This is a genomic window from Bradyrhizobium sp. TM102 (genome assembly GCF_009176685.1).
GTDB lineage: Bacteria > Pseudomonadota > Alphaproteobacteria > Rhizobiales > Xanthobacteraceae > Bradyrhizobium > Bradyrhizobium ottawaense.
In genome coordinates this window covers 341,304-362,218 of sequence record NZ_AP021855.1, presented here as the reverse complement: position 1 = coordinate 362,218, position 20,915 = coordinate 341,304, and the positions used below count along the sequence as shown (strand labels likewise).

General features: G+C 64.6%; 18 protein-coding genes and 1 pseudogene. 5 read left to right on the top strand and 14 right to left on the bottom strand.

What is annotated here, in order from left to right; translation table 11 throughout:
• The 3 genes from GDN70_RS01690 to GDN70_RS01680 all read right to left on the bottom strand — a co-directional run bounded on the left by GDN70_RS01690 (nt 1) and on the right by GDN70_RS01680 (nt 2,760).
• Nucleotides 1-966: an ABC transporter substrate-binding protein gene (locus GDN70_RS01690; RefSeq protein WP_038973082.1), complete on the bottom strand. Its 966-nt coding sequence runs from the start codon at nt 964-966 to the stop codon at nt 1-3.
• A 53-nt stretch (nt 967-1,019) separates the two neighbouring features.
• Nucleotides 1,020-1,727, bottom strand: coding sequence for a GntR family transcriptional regulator (locus tag GDN70_RS01685; RefSeq protein ID WP_038973090.1), 708 nt, complete (start codon nt 1,725-1,727; stop codon nt 1,020-1,022).
• A 166-nt stretch (nt 1,728-1,893) separates the two neighbouring features.
• Entirely contained in the window at nt 1,894-2,760 is an 867-nt protein-coding gene (locus GDN70_RS01680; RefSeq protein ID WP_038973083.1) for a hypothetical protein, read from the bottom strand.
• A gap of 379 nt (nt 2,761-3,139) precedes the next feature.
• Between GDN70_RS01680 and GDN70_RS01675 the strand changes: the two genes are divergently transcribed.
• From GDN70_RS01675 to GDN70_RS01665, 3 genes are read left to right on the top strand one after another with little or no spacing between them, the layout of a single operon-like run.
• Nucleotides 3,140-3,430: a BrnT family toxin gene (locus GDN70_RS01675; RefSeq protein WP_028143887.1), complete on the top strand. Its 291-nt coding sequence runs from the start codon at nt 3,140-3,142 to the stop codon at nt 3,428-3,430.
• Between the two features lie 11 nt (nt 3,431-3,441).
• Nucleotides 3,442-3,660, top strand: a complete 219-nt coding sequence (locus GDN70_RS01670) for a hypothetical protein (RefSeq protein ID WP_028143888.1) — start codon at nt 3,442-3,444, stop codon at nt 3,658-3,660.
• A 40-nt stretch (nt 3,661-3,700) separates the two neighbouring features.
• On the top strand, nt 3,701-3,970 hold the full coding sequence (locus tag GDN70_RS01665; protein ID WP_038950749.1) for a hypothetical protein: 270 nt from the start codon (nt 3,701-3,703) through the stop codon (nt 3,968-3,970).
• 596 nt (nt 3,971-4,566) lie between these two features.
• On the opposite strand, the gene GDN70_RS01660 is transcribed toward GDN70_RS01665, so the two are convergent.
• Both GDN70_RS01660 and GDN70_RS01655 read right to left on the bottom strand, forming a co-directional pair.
• On the bottom strand, nt 4,567-7,014 hold the full coding sequence (locus tag GDN70_RS01660) for an adenylate/guanylate cyclase domain-containing protein (RefSeq protein WP_152102087.1): 2,448 nt from the start codon (nt 7,012-7,014) through the stop codon (nt 4,567-4,569).
• Between the two features lie 244 nt (nt 7,015-7,258).
• Entirely contained in the window at nt 7,259-9,322 is a 2,064-nt protein-coding gene (locus GDN70_RS01655; protein WP_152102086.1) for an AsmA family protein, read from the bottom strand.
• Between the two features lie 245 nt (nt 9,323-9,567).
• Here GDN70_RS01655 and GDN70_RS01650 point away from each other — a divergent pair, with 245 nt between their 5' ends.
• On the top strand, nt 9,568-10,242 hold the full coding sequence (locus GDN70_RS01650) for a Crp/Fnr family transcriptional regulator (protein ID WP_028143892.1): 675 nt from the start codon (nt 9,568-9,570) through the stop codon (nt 10,240-10,242).
• 143 nt (nt 10,243-10,385) lie between these two features.
• On the opposite strand, the gene GDN70_RS01645 is transcribed toward GDN70_RS01650, so the two are convergent.
• The 4 genes from GDN70_RS01645 to GDN70_RS01630 form a co-directional block, all read right to left on the bottom strand.
• Nucleotides 10,386-13,520 carry an efflux RND transporter permease subunit gene (locus GDN70_RS01645; protein ID WP_028143893.1) on the bottom strand — a complete coding sequence of 1,045 codons (3,135 nt, stop codon included), beginning with the start codon at nt 13,518-13,520 and terminating at the stop codon, nt 10,386-10,388.
• Nucleotides 13,520-14,449, bottom strand: a complete 930-nt coding sequence (locus tag GDN70_RS01640) for an efflux RND transporter periplasmic adaptor subunit (RefSeq protein ID WP_152102085.1) — start codon at nt 14,447-14,449, stop codon at nt 13,520-13,522. The genes GDN70_RS01645 and GDN70_RS01640 overlap by 1 nt, the downstream gene beginning before the upstream one ends.
• Nucleotides 14,450-14,607: 158 nt before the next feature.
• Entirely contained in the window at nt 14,608-15,291 is a 684-nt protein-coding gene (locus GDN70_RS01635) for an OmpA family protein (RefSeq protein WP_038950746.1), read from the bottom strand.
• Nucleotides 15,292-15,450: 159 nt separating this feature from the next.
• A complete protein-coding gene (locus tag GDN70_RS01630; RefSeq protein ID WP_038973091.1) occupies nt 15,451-16,992 on the bottom strand; it encodes a caspase family protein in 1,542 nt (513 codons plus the stop codon).
• A gap of 380 nt (nt 16,993-17,372) precedes the next feature.
• Here GDN70_RS01630 and GDN70_RS01625 point away from each other — a divergent pair, with 380 nt between their 5' ends.
• Nucleotides 17,373-18,179, top strand: a complete 807-nt coding sequence (locus tag GDN70_RS01625; protein WP_038973092.1) for an N-acyl homoserine lactonase family protein — start codon at nt 17,373-17,375, stop codon at nt 18,177-18,179.
• A 220-nt stretch (nt 18,180-18,399) separates the two neighbouring features.
• Here the strand turns inward: GDN70_RS01625 and GDN70_RS35745 are convergent.
• The 5 genes and pseudogenes from GDN70_RS35745 to GDN70_RS01605 form a co-directional block, all read right to left on the bottom strand.
• A pseudogene (locus GDN70_RS35745) lies at nt 18,400-18,489 on the bottom strand (MarR family transcriptional regulator); the annotation flags it as partial.
• A 6-nt stretch (nt 18,490-18,495) separates the two neighbouring features.
• Nucleotides 18,496-18,978 (bottom strand): hypothetical protein, encoded by a 483-nt coding sequence (locus GDN70_RS35360; protein WP_050995726.1) that lies wholly within the window; start codon nt 18,976-18,978, stop codon nt 18,496-18,498.
• A 4-nt stretch (nt 18,979-18,982) separates the two neighbouring features.
• On the bottom strand, nt 18,983-19,285 hold the full coding sequence (locus tag GDN70_RS01615; protein WP_152102084.1) for a hypothetical protein: 303 nt from the start codon (nt 19,283-19,285) through the stop codon (nt 18,983-18,985).
• 232 nt (nt 19,286-19,517) lie between these two features.
• Nucleotides 19,518-20,237 (bottom strand): class I SAM-dependent methyltransferase, encoded by a 720-nt coding sequence (locus GDN70_RS01610; protein WP_038973104.1) that lies wholly within the window; start codon nt 20,235-20,237, stop codon nt 19,518-19,520.
• Nucleotides 20,238-20,321: 84 nt separating this feature from the next.
• The gene (locus GDN70_RS01605) at nt 20,322-20,864 is read right to left on the bottom strand and encodes a MarR family winged helix-turn-helix transcriptional regulator (RefSeq protein WP_038973093.1); all 543 of its coding nucleotides are present in this window, start codon (nt 20,862-20,864) and stop codon (nt 20,322-20,324) included.
• Between the last annotated feature and the right edge of the window lie 51 nt (nt 20,865-20,915).

Sequence of the window (20,915 nt, the reverse complement as noted above, 5' to 3'; positions counted from 1 at the left end):
TTACGGCTTGGTCGGGACGGGCTTGAACTTGGTCGAGATCACGTCCTCGGCGGGCACGATGTCCTTGAGCCCGCCGAGCTTGGCGAGATCGAGCGACAGCTGCACGGCGGCGCTGACGTTGGCCGCGCCCATGTCGCCGCTGGTCTCCAGCTTCATGATGGTGTTGTCGTATTCGAGGCCGGCGATCTCCGGCGGCATTTCGTAGAGCTCGGCGATCAGCTTGACGGTGACGTCGCGATTGGCCCGCATGAATGCGACCGCGCCGTAGAGGGCGTTCACCGCCTTCTGCACCATCTGGGGTTTTGCATCGGCAAACTTGTCGAGCACGATCCAGCCCGCGGTGAGGTTCGGCGGCACAGCGGTCGAATAGTCGAGAATGGTCTTGGCTTCGCCGGATTTCGAGATCTGGAAGCTCAGCGGCGAATAGACCACGGCGGCCTCGACATTGCCGGCGAGCAGGTTCGGCACCAGGCCGCCACCGCCGACGGGCACGCGCGTGAAGTCGATCTTCTTGTCCTGAATGGTCCACAGCGCGAGCAGGTCCGAGCCCGAGCCGGCCGCGGTGATCGCCACCTTCTTGCCGTTGAGGTCCTTGACGTCGAGCGTGGATTTGGTCGGCACCATCAGCTGCCAGCCGAAATTGCCCATCGCGGCGTTGGCGACGATGCGCGACATCACGCCCTTCTTGCGCCCGGCGGAGACCAGCGACGGCGGATCGAGGATGATGTCGGCCGCGCCTGCGGCCATGCCCTCGAAGGTCTCGGCACCGCTGCGGTAGATGGTCAGCTCGGCCTGGATGCCTTCCTTCTCGAACAGCTTTTGCCGCACCGCCGTCTCGGCGATCGTCGTTGGCCAATATGTCTTGGTGGGCAGGCCGACGCGGATGGTGTCGGCGGCGTTCGCGGGGCCGGCCAGGATGGCGGCGGCAACGAGCGATAGGAGCGCATGACGGCGATTGATCTTCATTGTTTCCTCCCGGTCTGTCTTTTCTTGTTTGTGTGCCGGATTCGTCCGGATCGTCAGGTCGTGCGGCTCACCTCCGCAATGCGCGAGGCGGCGAGCTCGACGAATTCCTTGGTGATACCGAAATGCTTTGACAGAGCGCGAACCGCCGCATCGGCGTCGCGCTTCATCACGGCCGCGACGATCGCCTCGTGCTCAGCCTCGACGTCGCGCGGCTTGACGCCGGGCTCGCGACGGATCGACAGACGCCGATATCGCTCGCTTTGCTCGTGCAACACGTCGCGGAAGCCGAGCAGCCATGGCGAGCCGCAGGCGTTGACCAGCGCACGGTGGAAAATGCGGTGACGGATCACCCATTCCTCGTAATGCACCGTGGGATCATCGGGGTAGTGATAGGGGACGGCTTTCAGAGCCGACCAGGTCGACTTCACCGATTCGAGCCAGGCATCGTCGCCCCGCTCGATCGACCGGCGCAGCGCAAGCCCCTCGATGTCGATCCGGGTCTGCGTCACGTCGGCGAGATCGGCGAGCGACACCGGGCTGACGCGGAAGCCGCGCTGGTCCGAGGCCTGCACCAGGCCGTCGGCGACGAGGCGCGACAGTGCCTCGCGGACGGCGGCAAGGCTCACCGAAAACTGCTTGGCGAGGCCGGCGATGTGCAGCTTCTGGGCCGGCAGCAGTCGCGCCGCCAGGATATCGGCGCGCAACCGCTCATGCAGCGCCGACGTCAGGCTGCGCGGACCATCCCCGGAGTTTCCGGACATATCGAATTGAAGCGGACCCATCGGGCGATGATTGCAAGGCGGCATCCCGGGGTCAATAGAAAATCGAAAATCGATTTTTCTGGCAGGCAAGCTTGGGCTGGCGTTGGAAGCTCGGGAATCTCCATCGGTGGGGCCTGTCCCGCCTACGCCGCCGAAGCCGCTTCGATCAGCCGCACGCCCAGTCGAATTTCATGTCCCTGAAGTCGAGCTGCGCGTTGCCGGTGCCGAAATTGTAGCCGCCGAGATATTCCTCGAACTCGATATAGAACGGACTCATCTCCGGCACCGCCTGGCACGGCCGCATGGTGCCGCCGAGATGGTTGTGGGCGTGGTCCTTGGCCCAGTCGTGCAGGCGGTAATTGTCGGCGGTCGGGACGCCGCCCTCAAAGTAATAATAGGACTGATAGCCGGTCGGCGGGTTGCGCGGGATGTGCGGGTCCTGCGGGGCCTTGCCGGCGTTGGGATCATCAGCGCGCGGCGTCAACGCGATCGCGAGGTTCTCGGCCAGTTCGGCACGCGGAGGGCCGGCGAACATCTTCTGCGCAAAGGGCGGGGCCGTCTCAAAGAAGGCACTGGCGCCGCCGACATCGAGCCAGCGCGGCCGGTCGGCCGTCGCCAGCGCAAGCGGCGCGGGCGGTGTCGCGAACGGGCCTTCGTATTCGCTTCTGGTCAGCAGCAGCGCGGCATATTCGTAGTCGAGGATGTCGGTCATGCGCGACAGGCGCGGATGCGATGGCTGCGCCATCACCGCCGCGCGGATCTCGGGGACATCGGTCGCGCCGCCGTCAGTGTGATCAGCCGGAGTGGCGAAGAACGACACCGCGACGATGTCCTCGCCATGCACGCGATAATCTTCCGGCAGCAGCAGCGTGAAGCCGTGCATCAGCGGATAGCCGGTGACGGGATCAAGCGGCCATTGCTCGCTGCCGATGCCCGGCGGCAGGCCATAGACCCAACCCTGGTCGCGCGCGCGATCGGCGGGACGGTCCAGCATCTTCAGATCATAAGCACGCGAAGGCAAGGCAAACGCCACTGGTAGTCTCCATTGGAAGCGCCTCGCCGTTGAGGCGAGGGTTAGTCGCGGGGAGCAGGGATGTGGTTCGGGGGGGAGGAATTTTGGCAACGCCGTCGCCTCATTCTCCCCTGTCGTCCCGGCGAACGCCGGGACCCATAACCACAGGGAGAAGTTTGGCGAAGATGAGTTGTTCGGTACTTCTATCTCCGCCGATAGATCACGCGGTATGGGCGGGACGAGCGGTGAGGGCACGCTGAGGCGGTTTTAACCCCTCCTATCTGATCTGGCTGCTTGGAAGTTCTTACGGAAAGGCTTATTCCTACGCTCTGTGAGGAGGCAACGATTGATGTCCTCTTCGCCGCCCTCCAGCACCGTGTCTTCTCGGGGCACTCTGACTATGCAGTTCGAGTTCGATTGGGACCCGATCAAGGCGGAGAGCAATCGGCGCAAGCATGGGGTCGCCTTCGAGGCGGCGATGGGCGTTTTCAGCGATCCGCTGGCCCTGTCGCTACTCGACAATGAGTCTGGCAAAGGGGAGGAGCGATGGGTTACCATGGGCCGGAGCCCGGCTGGTAATTTGCTTCTGGTCGTTCATACCTATGTCGAGCTGACAGCGGACCGGGCCGCGATCCGCATCATCTCGGCGCGCTACCCGAGTCGCCGCGAGATCAGGTCTTATGAAGGTTGAACGGTAATCCGATGAAGGACGAATACGATTTCTCGACCGCCGCGCGCGGCAAGTTCTTCCGCAAAGGCGCTCGCCTCGTGCCGCCGGTGCACCTGGAACCCGAGGTTCTGGCCTACCTCTCGGACCTCGCCGAGACCCAAGGCACCTCGCTGAACGACCTCGTGAACACCCTTCTCAGAGAAGACATTGAGCGCCTCGACGCAGAGAAGCAGCACTCGCCCCGGCCATAGTCTGCTCCCGCGGAGACAGCGATGAAGGTTTTCAAATGGGATGACGATCTTGCTGTGGTTCTTCCCCCAGGAGCTGATCGACCAGCTCGCTCTCAAGGAGGGCGACGAAATCGAAATCGCCGCCACCGGTGGAAGCACGACCACTGCCGAGACCGAGGTCCAGCGTGGCGGTCTGCGCGAAAACCGCCGCGTTGAATTGTGGCCTCCGACCGACTCTCGCAACCCATTGATCTGTCAGTCGCCGTCTACTGTGCATGGGGTTGTTTTCGATGTTTTAAGAAGGCCTGAAGCACATCTCTCATTCGAATAATCCAAAATTCGCTTTACTCGAAAAACGAAACACCCTATGATCCCTCCCAACTCATCCCCCGGTAAGGGACGGATCGCGATCGTCAGGGTTCGTGGGGTGAGGGGCGGTGGACGCGGGCGGCGTTGGTGCCAGATGCGGTCGCAGGGCGGGGTGTCCCCGTGAGCGATCAGCGGGCGCGTGTACGACGGGGCTGCTCGCGTACGGCAAAATCGTGTGGTCGTGACGCCCGAATATCCGGCGTCAAGTCTTGCAGCGGTGCGCTGGTCCGACCGGACCTGTGCATCCCATGAAAGCTGCAAGGCGACGGTGGCAAAGGGATCGACTCACCGGCGAGAGCGCGACATAAGCCGTTTCAACCACTGCGCAGGGAAGGCCGGGCATTCGGCCGCACCTGTTTCTCCCCTGTGAGCGACTATCACGCACTCACGCACAGGGGTCTTGCGGGTGCCAGCCGGTGCCCGGTCTTCCCTGCGCCCTTCCACTTCGAAGGGTGCCGAGACCAAGCAAAAACCCGGGCGCCATGTGCCGCGGGATCGCGACATGCTGTTTGTAAGCGATAGCAGGCAATGCCAGACCATGCGAGGCGAGCGAGAGAGCTAACCGCGGCGCCGCGCCACTGAGGCGTCCACCACGTTCTCGACTTCCTCGCGCCAGTTCAAGATCTCCATCGCGAGCACGGGATGATTGAAACCCTTGAGCTGGAGATCATCGAGGGCGCGCGCTTCCACCCAGGGCTCTACGATGCCGTAGACGCGGCGGCTCACCACGATCTGGTTGGGCTTGGCCTCGCCGCACAGGCGCGAGGCGAGGTTGGTCACGCTGCCGATCGCGGCATATTCCAGCCGCTGCTCGAAGCCGACCTGGCCGAGCGTGGCATAGCCGACCGCGATGCCGATGCCGAAGCCGAGGCTGTGCCCGCGGTTGCGCCAGCGCTCGGTCAGCGGGCCGATGGTGTCGCGCATCTCCACCGCCATCTTCACGGCGCGCTTGGTGTGGTCCTCGAACTGGATCGGCGCGTTGAACAGGATCATCACGCCATCGCCGGCATATTTGTCGAGCGTGCCCTCGTACTTGAAGATCAGCTTGCCGAGCGCGGCGTGATATTCGCGCAGCACGTTCATCGCCTCTTCCGGCTCGGTCGCCTCCGTGAACGCGGTGAAGCCGCGCAAATCGCAGAACACCACGGTCACCTCGCGGCGCTGGCTGGTGAGCAGCCCTTCCGGGCTGTCGGAGGAGGCGATCAGCTGCGCCACCTGCGGCGCCAGGAAACGCTCCAGCTTGCGGATGCGCTCGATCTCGCCGAGCTGGGTCTTGACGCGCTCCTCGAGCGACTTGTTCCAGTTCTTCAATTGCTCGGTCTGCTCGCGCAGCTTGTCCGCCTGGGCGCGCACGGTCTCGTTCGCCGTCTCCAGGGCGTGGCTCTTTTGGTCGACCTCGGTGAACAGCCGCGCATTGCGCATCGCCAGCACGGCCTGGTTGGCGAAGGTGCGCATCAGGCCGATGATGCTGGCGGCGAACTCGCCGCTCGCGCGGCGCAGCACCACCAGCGAGCCGAGCGTGCCCTGCTGGTCGACCAGCGGCACCACCAGCACCGAGTGGAAGCCGGCCGCGATGGCGACCTCGCGCAGCGGCTGCTCGGCGGCCGCGCCAAGTTCGGCAATCGCGATCGGCTCGCCGCTTTCGGCGGCATCGCTCAGGATGTTCTCGCCTTCGTCGATGGTGACATGCGCGCCGTCGGGGGATTTGTCGATGCCGTTGGCCTCGACCAGGTTGAAGCGGCGCCTCTCGGCATCGAAGCCGTAGATCAGCACCGCATCGGCATGGGTGATCTCGATCGCGCGCGCGGCGATCGTCGGCAGCACGGCGTTGAGATCGAGCGAGGCGGCGACGGCGCGGCCGACCTCCTCCAGCACCTTCAGCTCGTTGATCGACTGCGCCAGATCGCGCGTGCGCTCCTCGACCTTGGTCTCCAGGTCCGAATAGGTCTCCTGGATCTGGCCGGCCATGCGGTTGAACTGACCGGCGAGGTCCTCCAGCTCGTCCGCGGTGCGCACTTCGATGCGGTGACTGAAATCGCCCTCGCCGAGCCTGTAGGCGCCGTCGCGCAGCGCGGTGATCGGAATGATCATGCGGCGGGCGAGCAGCGTGCCGGCGAGGATCGCGACCATGAGACCCATGCCGATCAGGAGCGCGATGCGCACCAGCTGGTCGCGGATCGGCGTCAGGGCCTGCGTGGTCGGCTGCTCGAACAGCACGCTCCAGCCGAGTTTCGGCACCGTGCTCGCCGCGCTCATCATCGCATGGCCGTTGAAGTCGGTGCCCGAACTGTCGGCCTCATGGCCAGGCGCGATCGCGGCCGCCACCTGCGGCAGCTTCGACAAATCCTTGCCGACATCGGGCCCTTTCGACGACGTCGCCAGCACGCGGCCGCGGGGATCGACGACATAGGCAAAGGCGGCCTTGCCGACTTGCGCGTCGGACAGGAAATCGGAGAGAAAGCTGAGATCGATCTCGGCCACGGTGACGCCGGCATTGAAGCCGGAATGCGCCACCGAGATCGACATGAACGGCGTCCGGTCGGCGAACCAGGCCGGCGCATAGCTGACGCCGCGGGCGACGGTGTCGGTGAAGCGCATGTCGCGGGAGAGGTCGGCATTGCTGCCGGTCGTGGTCGATTGGCGGGAGACGCGCAGCACCTCGCGGCCTTCGCCGTTGAGCTGGAACAGCTGGTTGACGACCGAGACTTGGTGCAGCAGCGACGCGTAGTCGGCGCGGCGCTTTTCGAGGGTGTCCTGGCTCGCCCGCGTCACCCAGCTGATCTGGCGATCGAGCTCCGAGATCGACTGCTCGATCCGCCGGGCGGCGGCTTGCGCCTTGTCCTCCAGCCCGTCGGTCAGCTGGGTCTTGGTGGCGCGGTAGGAGATCCAGGTCTCCATCGCGCCGTTGACGGCGAGGACGAACACGACGAGGCCGACGAGGGAGACGACGTATTTGGCGAACAGGCCCTCGCGCAGAAACCGTGTCTTGTCGTTCGCTCCTGCCATCCCGATCCTCTCGCGCCGCCATCGACGCTGCGCGCTCACGGGCCGTGCAGGCCCTTCCCGGCCGTTCTATCACAATTTGGGCCAAAGGACCGCCGCGCGGGCCGGGGACCGGCCGGCGTGGTTACTCCCTGTGGACGCCGGGGCCGGCGGAAGGCCGGTGAATTGCCGCAGCCTCATCCGTTCGGAGGAAGCCGGTGGCGGGGAAGCTGATGTAAGGGGATTGCCGTGGAGCCCAGCCCGCCAATCACCGGTTAAAGAGTTGCCGCAGCACGTCGTTCATTGGCTGACTGTCCTGCTGCGCGACCGGCGGGTCCTCAAGGGCTGGAGCCGCGGGCGAGGCCTGCGTGGACGGCGTGGACGGCGTTGCCGGCAGGCTGCGGCTGCGGCCGCCGCTTGGTGCGGCACCCGTGCTGCTTCCCGCGCCGCTGGAAAGTCCCTGCTGAATCAAATTGCCGATGGCCTCGCCCAAGGGGCCGCCGAGCAGATTGTTCTGCCCCGGCTGCTGGGCTTGCGGATTGGCGTTGCCGGCCGCGTTGCCGCCGGGTGCAGTCGTGCCACCGAGACCCAAACTCCCCAGAATGTTGCCGAGCCCGGCGCCATCAGGGCCGAACAGGCCCTTGCCCATCTCGCGCAGCTTGGCATAGGCGGCATCCGGATTGTCCAGCATGCCGGCCATATCAGGGTAGATCTTGGGCTGCGACCAGCTGCCCTGGATCATCACGGGAATGCCGAAGCCGACCGGCTCATTGGCGCGGCCCTGGCCTTCGGTCGTCATCACCAGCTTCGGCTCGACGCGAAAGCCCATCATCTTGGTGTCGAGCGCGATGGTGCCGGCACCGGTCACGCGCACCAGCGGCCCGATCAGGTTGAGATCTGTCGTCACCGCCTGGCCCTTGTCGATGCGGAAGGAGGCCGAGAGCTGCGACAAATCCGTGCTCTGCTCCTGGCCGGCATTCTGGTTGTCCTGCCAGCCGGACAGCGTGCCCGATGTCAGCGAGCGGATCATCTGCGCGACATTGATGCCGCGGATGGCGCCGTCCTGGAAATTGACGAAGGCCGTGCCCTGCATGTTGGCCATCAGCGCGCGCTGGCTGGTGCCCGCGCTGCGAAGAGCGAGCTTGGCCTGCAGCTTGCCGTCGATGCGGTCGAATTCGGCAAGGCCCTGAAGCAGCGGCAGCGCACGCACGCCGACGAGATCGGAATGCATCGCAAAGCTCGGCGCACCGGTGGTTGCATCGAGGATCACCTCGCCGGAGACTTGGCCGCCATAGGCGCCGAGATTGGCGGTGCCGGCCTTCAGCACGCCGCCGGCGAGCTTCGCATCGAGCGCCAGCGGCGCGATGCGGGCATCGCCGATCACGGCTTCGTTCGCCGAGATACGCACCTGCGCATCGACATAATTGAGCCCGGAGACGTCGATCGGCGCATTGCTCCAGGGCTGCCCGGCTGCGCCCTCCGGCGATTTCGCCAGCGGGATCGCCAGTCGCTGGAAGTCGAGGTCGAGCTTGACCAGCGGCTTGCTCGCAATGTCGACCGAAGCCCAGCCGTTGAATGTGCCATCGCCGAGCCGGCCATTCACGCCGTTGATCATCACGACGTCGCCGTTCATTCGCATCTCGGCATGGCCGGTGAGCTGAGACTTCAACACGTCGGGCATGTCGATGGCGAAATCCACCGGGATCGTCGGCCGGTCGGCCGGTGGCGCCGGCGTGGTCGCCTTGATGTCGAACTTGGTCGGGTGGTCGCCGACGCGCGCGGTGCCGGTGACATTGACCTTGCGGTCGCGGCCGATGGTCGCCTCCGCGTTGATGGCACTGATGCGGCCCTCGACACGGTCGCGCACGCGCGCGAATGCGACCTCACCGTCGGTGACCTTGATGCGGTCGATGGATGCCCCGCCGACATCGAGCGCGAGCGGCTTCGACGACCCCCTCGGATTCGGCAGGCGTTCACGCAGCAGCGGCTGGTAGAACACCGGATGGGTGACGATCAGCTCGCGGATCTCAGGGCGGCCCGACCACACGCTGGAGAGCGACATGTCGACCTGCACGCTGTCGACCGTCACGCGCGTGATGCCGCTGCGATCCCGGGGGTCGGCAAGCGAGAGGTCGTTCAGGGTGACGTTCAACGTCGGCCACAGGCTGATCTTCGTGGTGCCGTCGATCGAGAGACGATAGCCGGTCGCGCTCTCGACGCGCGAGGCGATCGTCGACGTCAGGAAGCCCGAGGGGATTCCGACCACCAGCAGGAGTGCGATCACGACGATGACGGCGGCCAATGCCGCGCCGGCGAATTTTACTGCTCTCATCTCGACTTTCCACTGACGGACGATCGGCGTCGAATCCCGCCGGCTATCCATCCTTCACGGCCGAGTTTATCCCCGGACGGGAAGCGGCTCCAAGCGCGTAAAAATAGTCAGGGGGTGCTGCAAAGTTATGTGACTTATGACACACTTCCCCGGCGCGGTTTTACGCGATCCTGATGGTGATGGTTTCAAGCGATTTGCCAAGCGTCTGACAAGATGACTGACCAGGACTTCACAAGGACATTGAAATGAGCAAGCAGGCCGAATTTGCGGTCATTTTGAAGATGAACGCGATGTTCGCGGATCTCGGTGCAGACGAGCTCCAGCGGCTGTCCAATCTCTGTCACACCCAGCATCTGGGGAATGGCGAGGTGCTGTTCCAGAAGGGCGATGCTGGCAACGCGCTGTTCGGCGTGCGCCGCGGCCAGGTCCGCATCGAGACAGGTGCCTCCGACGGCAGCCGGCTGACGCTCAATTTCATGGGCCCGGGCGACCTGTTCGGCGAGGTCGCGGTGCTGGACGGCCAGAATCGGACCGCGGATGCGACCGCGGGCGAGGCCAGCGAATTGTTCGTGCTGCGGCGCGAAGATTTTCTCAGCTTCCTCGAACGCGAGCCGAAGGTCGCGATCAAGATCATCGCGCTGCTGTGCCAGCGCATCCGCTGGCAGAGCGAGCGCATGGAGGAATCCATGCTGCAGCCGCTGCCGGTGCGCCTCGCGCGGCGGCTCTGCGCACTCGCCGCCGATTTCGGTTCCGAGGTGCACATCTCGCAGGAGCAGCTCGGCGTCTTCGTCGGCGCCGCCCGCGAAAGCGTCAACCGCCAGCTGCAGGCCTGGCGCAAGGAAGCGATCCTCGATCTCCAGCGCGGCCGCATCCTGCTGCGGAACATGACCAAGCTGACCGCGATCGCGCGGAACGAGTAGGGATCAGCCGAACGCAGCCCACGAATGCAGGGCTTGCCGGTGCAGACAGCAGGATCGAGCGTGTCCGCGCGAAAGTTATTGGGTAACATAGCGCCTTGAAGGCGCCCTGCGTTGACGCGCCCCTCCGGCCGCTCGCCTAAATTTTACTCCGCAGCACGGTGGGCGACGTCTTTCGGTGCTGGTGCCGCTCCGTGATGACCGTCCGTCTCGGCATCCTCGCTGTGGACGATCAGCCGCTTGGCGAAGCGCCAGATCAGGGCGCCGAGATCGTCCATCACCATGAACATCGCGGGCACGAACACCAGCGACAGGATGGTCGAGAAGATCAGGCCGCCGATCACCGCGAGCGCCATCGGCGAGCGGAACTCGCCGCCGGCGCCGACCGCGAGCGCGCTCGGCATCATGCCCGCGGCCATCGCGATCGTGGTCATCACGATCGGCCGGGCGCGCTTCATGCCGGCGTCGATCATCGCCTCTTCGCGCGGCTTGCCGGCGTGAATGGCTTCGATCGCGAACTCCACCAGCATGATCGCGTTCTTGGTGACGATGCCCATCAGCATCAGAATGCCGATCCACACCGGCGTGGTGAGCTGCTTGCCGGTGATGAGCAGGGCCGCGATGGCGCCGCCGATCGAGAGCGGCAGCGAGAACAGGATGGTGATCGGCTGCAGGAAGGTGCCGAACAGCAGCACCAGCACGGCGTAGACCATCATCAGGCCCGCCGTGATCGCGGTGGCGAAGCCGTCGGACAGTTCGTTCAGGCTTTCGGCGTCGCCGGAGGGAGAGACCTTCACGCCCTTCGGCCGGCTCTTCATCACCGGCAGGTCGTAGATCTTCTTGGTGGCGTCGCCGAGCGCGGCCGAACCGACGAGGTCGGCGGCGACGGTCGCCTGCCGCTCGCGATCGTAGCGGTTGATGCTGGTCGGACCCTGGTCGAGCTTGACGTCGGCGATGACCGAGAGTGGCACGCCGCCCTTCTCGCCGTGCTCGCCGAGCGGGACGCGCAACTGCTCCAGCGTCTTCAGATTGCCGCGCGCGGCATCCTCGAGCTGCACGCGGATCGGCACCAGGCGGTCGCCGACGTCGAACTTGGCGAGCGCGGGTCCGACATCGCCGATGGTGGCGACGCGGATGGTCTGCGACAGGCTTTCGGTCGAGACCCCGAGCCGCGCGGCGAGATCGGCGCGCGGTTCGACGCGCAGCTCCGGCCGCTCCAGCGTGGTTTCCGAGATCACGTTGGAGATGGTGGGAATCCGCTTCATCTGCGTCGCGAGCTCGCTCGCGAAATTGTTGACGATGTTGGCGTCGACACCGGTCACGACCAGCGAGATAGCGCGCAGGCCGTTCTCGTCGAGGAACCAGAAGCGGATGTCGGGAATGTTCTCCAATTCCTGGCTGATCGAGAATTCGAGCTCGCGCTGGGTGATGTCGCGGGCATCCTTGGGCGTGTAATTGATGATCAGCGCGGCGCGCCGGACTTCCTGGGTGCCCGGCGGAACGCGCCCGCCGTCGACGAAGATGCTCTTCACCTCGGGCCGCTTGCGCAGGCGCGCGACGATGTCCTCGGTGACCTTTTCGGTATAGGCGAGCTGGGTGCCCGGCGGCAGCTCGAGGGCAAGCAGCGAGCGCGAACTGTCCTGCGCCGGCAGAAAACCCTGCGGCAACAGCGTAATGCTCCAGATCGAGGCGGCGAAGACGCCGAAGCCGACCAGCACCGTGATGAAATAGTGTTTTACCGACCAGGCCACGATCCTGTGATAGGACCGCAGCACGCGGCCGGGCGGCGGTTCTTCGTGAGTGCCAGGCTTGAGGAAGTAGGCGGCGAGCACCGGCGTGACGAAGCGCGCCGCGAGCAGGGAGAAGAACACCTGCACCGAGACGGTGATGCCGAACTGCTTGAAGAACTGTCCGGCGATACCCGACATGAAGCTCGCCGGTGCAAAGATCGCGATGATGGTGAGCGAGATCGCGATCACCGCGAGGCCGATCTCGTCGGCGGCTTCGAGGGCGGCACGATAGGGCGACTTGCCCATGTTCATGTGCCTGACGATGTTCTCGATCTCGACGATGGCGTCGTCGACCAGAATACCCGTCGACAGCGTAATGGCGAGGAAGCTGACGAGGTTCAGCGAGAAGCCGAGCAGGTCCATCGCCCAGAACGCCGGGAAGATCGACAACGGCAGCGAGATCGCGGCGATGATGGTGGCGCGCAGGTCGCGCAGGAACAAGAGCACGATGACGACGGCGAGGATGGCGCCTTCGAACAGGGTCGAGATCGCCGCGTGGTAATTGCCGTTGGTATATTCGACCGAGGTGTCGATCACCTTCAGGTCGACGTCGGGATAGGCGGCCTTGAGTACGTCGATGCGCTTCTGCACGGCCTCGGCCACCTTGACGTCGCTGGCGCCCTTGGAGCGCTTGATGCCGAGCGCGACGATCGGCTCGCCGTTGAAGCGGGCGAAGGTGCGGCGGTCTGCGATGGTGTCGGTGACGGTGCCGAGATCGTCGAGCCGGACCTCGCCGCCGCCGAACAGCGGGATCATGGTGCCGGCAAGATCGCTCAGCGTCTTTGCGCCGGCGAGCGTGCGGATCGCCTGGTCGTTCTTGCCGATCTCGGCCCGGCCGCCGGCGACGTCGACATTGGTACCGCGCAGGCTCTGGCTGACATTGACCGCGGTCAGCCCCATCGCCTGCAGGCGGTCGGGATCGAGCGAAACAAGAATCTCGCGCTCGACACCGCCGATGCGCTCGACCTGGGCGACGCCGCGCACGCCTTGCAGCGCGCGCTTAACCACGTCGTCGACGAAATAGGAGAGCTGCTCGGGCGTCTTGCCGGGCGAAATCGCGGCGTAGGTGACGATCGGCAGGCCGATGACGTCGACGCGCTGGATCAGCGGCTCGGTGACGTTCTGCGGCAGGTTCGAGCGGACACGCGTCACCGCGTCCTTGACGTCGTTGAGCGCGCGGTCGGTGTTGGTTTCAAGCGCGAACTGGATGGTGGTGACCGACACACCGTCGGTGATCTGTGAGGTAATGTGCCGCACGCCCTCGACGCCGGAGACGGCGTCTTCGACCGTCTTGGTCACCTGCGATTCGAGCTCGGCGGGCGCCGCGCCGAACTGCGATACCACGACCGAGATCACGGGAATGTCGGCCGAAGGCAGCCGCGTCACCGCGAGCTTGGTGAAAGACACCCAGCCGAGAATCAAGAGGATGATCGAGAAGACGACCGACGGCAGCGGATTCCGGATCGACCAAGCCGAGATATTGAGAGCCATCAGCGTACCCGCGTGCGATCGAGTTCATCGGCGAACATGGTCTTGATCTGGTCGCCGTCATGGAGCGAAGAGCCGGCGTCGGCCACGACGATTTCGCCGACGTCGAGGCCTTCCAGGATTTCCGTCGCGTTGTCGGACGAGAGCCCGACCCGCACCTTGCGCGTCTCGATCGTGTTGCCCTTGACGACCTGAATGGTGAGATGGTCGATCGCGGTCTTGGGGATCGAGACGCCGCAGCTTCGCTTGGCGTCGATCGAGGCGCGGGCGAATACGCCGACCTTCAGCGACGGATTGTTGGTGACGCTGATGCGGACGCGGCCGAGCTGCGTGGCGCGGTCGATTTCGGGCGCAACCAGCCGGACCCGGCCGATCAAATCGGGCGCGTCGTCGCGGCTGATGCGCACGGTGGCGCCCGAACTGAGCTTGGGCATGTGCACCGCCGGAACCTGAGCATCGAGCTCGATCTCGTTGTTGACGGCGATGCGGAACATCGGGCCGGCCTGCGGTGAAGCGGGCGCGCCGACAATGGTGCGGACTTCGGTGATGAGGCCCGGCGCAGGTGCCTTCAGCGAGATCGGGCCTTGCGGACCGGGTCTCTGCGGCTGGCCCGGGATCTGCGGCGGCGCGGTCAGGCGCGCCAGCTCCTGGTTGTCGGCAACGACGGTGCCTTCGGTGACGAAGAGATCGGTGACCTTGGATCCTTCCTGGTCGGCGATGACCACGGCCTCGCGGCGCGGCACGAAGAAGCCGGTCACCCGCACGAGGTCGGAGAAGCAGGCATTGGTCGACTTCGTCACGATGACGAGCGCCTCGCTCTGCGTTTCCTTCGGCTCGGCGCGCTTCCGATGCTCGAACAGGTAATAGCCGACGCCGAGCGCGACGAAGAACACCACCGTTCCGGCAGGCTTGAGATATTCGGAGAGGTTCATCGCCGGATCATCCTGGCCTGGCTCACGGCCATCCGCGCGAGGCCCATCGAGAACGTTTCCCTGAAACAAAGCGGCGTCCCGCAAGGCCGCGGGACGCGCTTTGGGGGCGAGACTTTACACCACATCACGACTTGTCACTTCAGAGGATTGCGTCGTGCTCACTTCGATGCGGTGGTCTTGTTTTCCATGTTGACGACCTGGACGCGGCGGTTGGCCTCCGCCATCGGCTGGCTCGGATTCTTCAGCTTGCTCTTGCCGTAGCCGACGGTGACGAGGTCGGTGGCGGAGATGCTGTACTTGTCGACGAGATAGCGCTTGATCGCATCCGCGCGGCGTTCCGACAGGTCCTGGTTGTAGGTTTCGCCGCCGGCGGCATCGGTATGACCGGCGACCACGAAGGTGGAGCCCTTCAGGTCGGGACTGGTCAGCGCGCGACCGAGCGCCTGCACGGACGGCATCGACTTGGCGCTGATATTGGCGGAGTTGTAGTCGAACGTGATTTCGAGATCGATGTTCGGCTTGTCCTTGGCGACCGACGCGATTTCCTCGCGCTCGGTCGAGGACAGCGAACGCGTCGAGCGGCCGCGCACCGACTGGATCAGCTTGGTCTCGGCCGCGTTCGGCGCGGGATCGGCCTGCGGGGCGATCGAGAGGCCGCGGGTCAGGGGCTTCTTGGCCGGCGGCGCCAGCGCGCGGACGATATCGTCCTCGGTGACGTTCTTGCTGTTGCCGTCATCGCCAGCGAAGGCCGGCGAGGCCGGCAGCGACAGCGTGGCGCCAAGAGTGATGCCAAGAGTGATGATGGACAGGATCGCGGTAAGTCCCTTTGCAGCCGATTTCATAACCAGTCCCTCCTGCGCAGCCAGCTCGCGCGGTTCCAAAATTCCTGCCAAAATTCCTGCAATGAGCCCCCCGGGGAAGGCTGCCTGCGGCATCCGTTCGTTAGTCTTCCCTGGGCCACCAGGGGTTCGAGGCGCCGCCTGCCTCAATTCAAAAAAATACTAGCGCACTCCGTAGCTTGCGAATTCCTGAACGATGTTCGGATCCATCGCCTTGGCATTGGCAATATCGAGCGCGCCTTCCTGGGTTGAGCCATTGCGCTGCTTGGCGAGGCCGCGTCCATAGAGCGAGGAGGTCAGGCGCGGGTTGATCCTGAGGGCCGCATCGAAATCGGCGATGGCATTCTTGACCGCGCCCGATTTGAGGTTGACGAGCCCGCGGCTGTCCAGCGCATCGACGAAGTTGGGCCGCAGCCGCAACGCCTCGTTGCAATCCTTCAGCGCGCCCTGGAGGTCGCCGACCACGGTGCGGGTCCAGCAGCGGTTGTTCAGCGCCTCGACATCCTTGGTGTTGATCCGGAGCGTGTCGTCGAAATCCTTGATGGCAAGGTTGTAGGCGCCCTTGCTGGCATAGACCTGGCCACGCCGGTACAGCGCGTTCACGTCATCAGGATTGGCGGCGATCTTGGAGGTCAGGCTCTTGATCGTTGGATCGTCGGCCAGCGCGGCAGCGCTCGGCCCGCTGTCGGTGCTCGGTGCCGGAGCGGGATCAATCGGTTTGACCGGCGGTGGCGGCGGGGGCAGGGCGGCCTCGACCTGCGGCTTCGGCGTGGGGGCCGGCGCAGGCGCAGGAGGTGGAGAAGCAGGCGCGGGCGCCGCAGCGGTGTCGGCCGGCTTCGGCGGCGGAGGCGGTGTCGGCGGCGCGGGCGGTGACGGCGGCGGGTTGTTGGCGACGACCGGCGGCGGCGCGGGAGGCGCGGGCGGCGTCGCCGGTGCCGGACGCGACCCGCCAGCTCCCGGGCTGAACGAGAAATCTTCGGCCAATGAAGAGGATATCCAAGGCACCTGCTCGCCGCGCGACGCGCGGGTCACGCCCATCTTGGTGCGATTCAACGTCTCCTCGGCCATCAGGTCGGGGACCCGGATTTCCTTCAGGAGCTCCTGGACGAACAGGCTGTGCTCGCCGCCGGCGTCGGAGACCACCGAGGCCAGCGCCGCCGAATACATCACCAGCGTTCCGTTCGGCGCGATGACCGGGGTCAGGCCAGCCGAGAAGCTGCGGAACCGGCGCTCGAACGGATTGCGCCGGGAGGCGTCGATCAGCGCGATCTTGACGCCGGCGCCGCGGGTGTTGAGCTCGCCGAGGACGGTCTCGAGGCTGAAACCGTCACGGCGCACGTCGGATTCGGTCCAGATCTGCGCATCGATCGGCAGCATGTAGCTCTGGCGCGCCGACTGGATGCCGAAGCCGCTGAAGAATACCAGCGCCACCGATCCCGGCTTGATCTTGCCGTAGAGCTTGTCGAAGGCGCGGCGCATGCCGTCGCCGGTCAGATTCTCGGCGATCTCGACCGAAAAGCCGTCGCGCTTGAGCTCGTCGGCGACGTCGCGGGCATCGTTGATCGGTTCCTTCAGCGGGGCATCCGCATCCGGGTACTTCGCGTTGCCGATGACCAGCGCAAAGCGGTCACCGGCCGCAAGCGATGGGGCAGTCGGGACGAGCGAGATGAGCAAGGGCAGAAGAAGAAAGAAGCGAATTTTCATAATCAGCGCGGTCCAGCCAAAAAGGCGCCGTTACCAGCTTGCGCCGCGGCGACCTTAACTTACGCTTCCTGCATTATCAAACCGGGGACGGGAGGCGTCAACCACTTGGAGATTCGGCGTTATCGCGACGATTGACCGCAACGCCCGGGTGCGCCGCAGGGGGAATAAACAGGCTGTCATGTTTGTGCTCGACGTGATCCGGCTCGATCTTACCGGCGGCACGTTAGGGCCGCCATGGCGACGAAAATGTGATTGGTCTCACATTGAGGGCATGCCTCCGTCGCGCCGCGGGGCGTTTGACCTTTGCAGCGGACAATGGCTTGGTGCGCAGGATCGTCCCGGAAGGTCCACTCAGAAAAGCAAAGCAAAAAGCAGGAATCATGGGAAACGCCTACGAAATCTACGCCCTGCGCTATGCGACGATGTCGCCGCGCACCCCCAGCATGAACTTCCTTCAACCCGATCCGCATGACAGCGCGGCGCAGGACCTCGACTATTTCGTCTGGCTGATCCGCGGGGGAGGCCGCGACATCCTGGTCGACACCGGCTTCAATGCCGAGGAGGCGAGCGCACGGGCGCGCAAGCTGACGCTCAATCCGGTCGATGCGCTGGAGCGCTTTGGCGTCGCGGCGTCGAGCATTCGCGACGTCATCGTGACGCATCTGCATTACGACCATGCCGGCAATCTCGATCGCTTCCAGAATGCGCGCTTCCATCTCCAGGAGCGCGAGATGGCTTATGCGACGGGGCGCTGCATGTGCAACGGCCTGCTGCGACATCCGTTCTCGGTCGAGCACGTCACCCAAATGGTGCGACATGTGTACGGCGAGCGCGTCACTTTCTATTCGGGCGACGGCGAGGTCGCGCCCGGCGTCACCGTGCACCGTGTCGGCGGCCATTCCGACGGCTTGCAGGTGGTCAGGGTCGAAACCGCGCGCGGGCCGGTGGTGCTGGCGTCCGATGCCGCGCATTACTACGCCAATCTGCAGCGCAAGAGCCCGTTCCCGATCGTCTACAATGTCGGCGACATGGCGGTCGGCTGGGAAACGATCGAGCGCCTCGCCGGCCATCCTGATCGGTTCATCCCCGGCCACGATCCGATCGTGACGGAGATCTATCCGCGCGCCAGCGACAAGGTCGATGCCTGGGCGCTGCATCTGCCGCCGACGCGGTCGTTTGCGAAGTGACGGCGTTACCGACGCAACCCTATCGCCGTCACCCTGAGGTGGCCGCTTCTTCAGCGGCCCTCGAAGGGCGACGGCCCGGCTCGATCCGCGCGGCCGCATCTCGGCCGCTCATCCTTCGAGGCTCCTCGCGTGATGCTTCGCATCGCGCGCCTCGCACCTCCAGCGACAACCGCTTCGCGGTTCCGCAGGGATGACGGGGGTTCTACCCGCGCGGACTCAATCAATACGCCTGCTTCGCGTCCGCTTCCTTGCTGGTCTGGATCAGATCGAGACTCTCCTCGATCTTGCCGAGCAGCGCCGAGAGCGCTCTTGCGGCTCAGTTCAGGCAGGCCTCGTGTCCGCTATGCTTCAGAATGCCGCTCGAAAAGAACATCGTCGGAGGTCCGAGCCGGGCCACAAGCGGACCCCCCCACAATCCGCGCGTTGTAACTTTCCAGAACTCGTCCATCGCTAAGCAATGCTCTTTGGACTTTGGTCCGAGATAGCTAATCAGTGCCTTAAAATCGAATAATCTCTCGCCGTCCGCATGCTGCAATGTTTCAAGAAAGCCCGTCGACAAGGCGGCCTGTTCTTCGGCCGAGCCATTGTCTAGCACCTGCTCGCAGAGTTCAAAAACGGACCTTACCGTGTCTTTTGGCAGCTGCTCAAAATGCTCGATGAGAGCCTGTGCCAATCCGCCGCCAGCTACAGTTATTGGCACCACCTCAGGTGACCACTCCGCCTTCAGCGTAGCGAGCGACTCTCTCAATTGAGGCGCTAGATCAGCAATCCGGTCAAGATATTTACGGTCCGTAGGCATGCGCTCACACGCGCGCGATGCGCGCCGGATGCTCCGGATTGCGGCGAATGAAGTCCTCAACATCCCGCAATCGTTCTGGCAATGGCTGCGCACCGGCGTAGTGCCAGAAGCGGAAGCCCGCTGACCAGAGGGCCTCCACCTTCAGCCATTGCTCGGCATCGGTCCGCTTCGGAGCCCTGAACGCGCGGCCCATTTCATGAAGGCAAGAACCGCAATGCGGGCAAACAGTGCTCGCATTTGCCCGAACCTTCCACGATTTTCGGCACGCGAAACAGGCATGGGCTATGAGATAGTTGCGTCCTTGCAACGATAGCTCTGGACGAGGGGGCCGAGGACGCGGATCGGCACGCGTGGCGGTCGCGCGCCGCAAATCCATTCGTCGAGCCTTTTCCAAGCCGGATGCCATATGAGGAACATTGACAGGAGAGCCCTAAGTCCGCAACGGGTCAAAATCTCCGGCTTGAGTCTCAGCCGGCGACTTCTGGTCTGACCCCTTCTTCGGACCCGTTCAGTCTCCGAGACGGGCGGCAGATATGGTTTCAACGAGTGCCGGCAGGATCCACACAAGCAACGATATCGCGGGGAGATTTTCGAGCCGCTAGCTCCGGCGGAGAGAATATCGCCAAGTATCCTCCGTCCCCTGCGAGCTTAGATGTGGCGACCTCGCGATAGCCGACGGCAGTTAATTCGCAGCGCAAGAGCTCAATTGGCGTGCCGTGCTTCGACGTCGGAAGCTCAAGATCGACAATTCCCACCCGTGCACCCTGCTTCAAGGCGGGCGCGAGATTGTAGAGGAAGGCATAGGGTTGGGCTATCTCGTGATACATATGCGCAAGGATTGCGGCGTCCAGCGAGGAAGCGGGCAGACGCGGGTCGTGGGGTTCGCCGAGCGCGAATTGCACGTTCGTTAACTTCAGAAGTTTTGTTCGCCTGGCGAGTTCGACGAGGTAATCCCGCGTGACGTCCTGGGCAACGACAGAGCCGGCGGGTCCGACGAGGTGCGAGAGCCTGACCGTGTGGTAGCCACTGCCTGCTCCAATGTCGCCGACTGTCATACCTGGTTTCAGTTCAAGAACGCGTGCGATTTGACCGGCCTCATTGAGGGCGTCGCGGCGCTCTTCGGCGGAGCGGCGCGGGCTGACGATTCGTGCGACAGGGCGCTGCGGTGAGGGAAACTCGTTTGCAGCGACTCCGGGGGGAGCCAGATAACCCATGTCAACCGCGTATGCGCGAGCTGCAGCAAAGGCCACAAGTAGCATCGCTATATACGCCACTGCCGTCACGGGCCTACCAAGCTTTCCAACCGGACTCCCAAAAGCCGACGTCTGCGCCTCTATGAGTCCCTAATACGCCTGCTTGGCGTCCGCTTCCTTGCTGGTCTGGATCAGATCGAGGCTCTCCTCGATCTTGCCGAGCAGCGCCGAGAGCTGCTTGCGCTCCTGCGCGGAGAGGCAGGCGAGGATTTCGTCCTCCCGCCGCAGCAATTGCGGGAACAGCTCCTCGTAGAGCGCGCGGCCCTTCTTCGTCAGTTGCAGGCGGAATTCGCGGCGGTCGGCTTCGTTCTCGACCCGCTCGATCATGTCCTCGCTGAGCAGCGTGGTCACCGCGCGGCTGATGGTGGATTTGTGCGTGCGGGTGCATTGCGCGATGTACTGCGCGCTACAGGCATCGTTGCGGAACCCGAGCGTGGCGATCACGCGCCACGCCGGAATGTCGAGGCCATGCCGTTCCTGATATTCGACCGAGAGCGCGGAACTGACCTCGGCCGCGAGCCGGTTGAGGCGGAACGGCACGAACTTGAACAGGTCGAGTCGGGCTTTTGGCCGCGCCGAGGCCTCGTCGGCTTGGCGTGCCTTCAGTGCGATATCGCCAGATGTCCTCGCCAAGGGGCGCGCTCCGAATTCCAGTTGACGGCCGGCCGGCTCCGGTCCAAAATA

What these genes read in the sequence shown, in the direction of transcription:
- GDN70_RS01625 (WP_038973092.1), top strand. Translation starts at nt 17,373, where the DNA reads ATGGGAAACGCCTACGAAATCTACGCCCTGCGCTATGCGACGATGTCG.
- GDN70_RS01640 (WP_152102085.1), bottom strand. Translation starts at nt 14,449, where the DNA reads ATGAACCTCTCCGAATATCTCAAGCCTGCCGGAACGGTGGTGTTCTTC.
- GDN70_RS01665 (WP_038950749.1), top strand. Translation starts at nt 3,701, where the DNA reads ATGACGATCTTGCTGTGGTTCTTCCCCCAGGAGCTGATCGACCAGCTC.
- GDN70_RS01630 (WP_038973091.1), bottom strand. Translation starts at nt 16,992, where the DNA reads ATGAAAATTCGCTTCTTTCTTCTTCTGCCCTTGCTCATCTCGCTCGTC.
- GDN70_RS01660 (WP_152102087.1), bottom strand. Translation starts at nt 7,014, where the DNA reads ATGGCAGGAGCGAACGACAAGACACGGTTTCTGCGCGAGGGCCTGTTC.
- GDN70_RS35360 (WP_050995726.1), bottom strand. Translation starts at nt 18,978, where the DNA reads ATGCCTACGGACCGTAAATATCTTGACCGGATTGCTGATCTAGCGCCT.
- GDN70_RS01610 (WP_038973104.1), bottom strand. Translation starts at nt 20,237, where the DNA reads ATGCTACTTGTGGCCTTTGCTGCAGCTCGCGCATACGCGGTTGACATG.
- GDN70_RS01670 (WP_028143888.1), top strand. Translation starts at nt 3,442, where the DNA reads ATGAAGGACGAATACGATTTCTCGACCGCCGCGCGCGGCAAGTTCTTC.
- GDN70_RS01675 (WP_028143887.1), top strand. Translation starts at nt 3,140, where the DNA reads ATGCAGTTCGAGTTCGATTGGGACCCGATCAAGGCGGAGAGCAATCGG.
- GDN70_RS01650 (WP_028143892.1), top strand. Translation starts at nt 9,568, where the DNA reads ATGAGCAAGCAGGCCGAATTTGCGGTCATTTTGAAGATGAACGCGATG.
- GDN70_RS01645 (WP_028143893.1), bottom strand. Translation starts at nt 13,520, where the DNA reads ATGGCTCTCAATATCTCGGCTTGGTCGATCCGGAATCCGCTGCCGTCG.
- GDN70_RS01635 (WP_038950746.1), bottom strand. Translation starts at nt 15,291, where the DNA reads ATGAAATCGGCTGCAAAGGGACTTACCGCGATCCTGTCCATCATCACT.
- GDN70_RS01685 (WP_038973090.1), bottom strand. Translation starts at nt 1,727, where the DNA reads ATGTCCGGAAACTCCGGGGATGGTCCGCGCAGCCTGACGTCGGCGCTG.
- GDN70_RS01690 (WP_038973082.1), bottom strand. Translation starts at nt 966, where the DNA reads ATGAAGATCAATCGCCGTCATGCGCTCCTATCGCTCGTTGCCGCCGCC.
- GDN70_RS01655 (WP_152102086.1), bottom strand. Translation starts at nt 9,322, where the DNA reads ATGAGAGCAGTAAAATTCGCCGGCGCGGCATTGGCCGCCGTCATCGTC.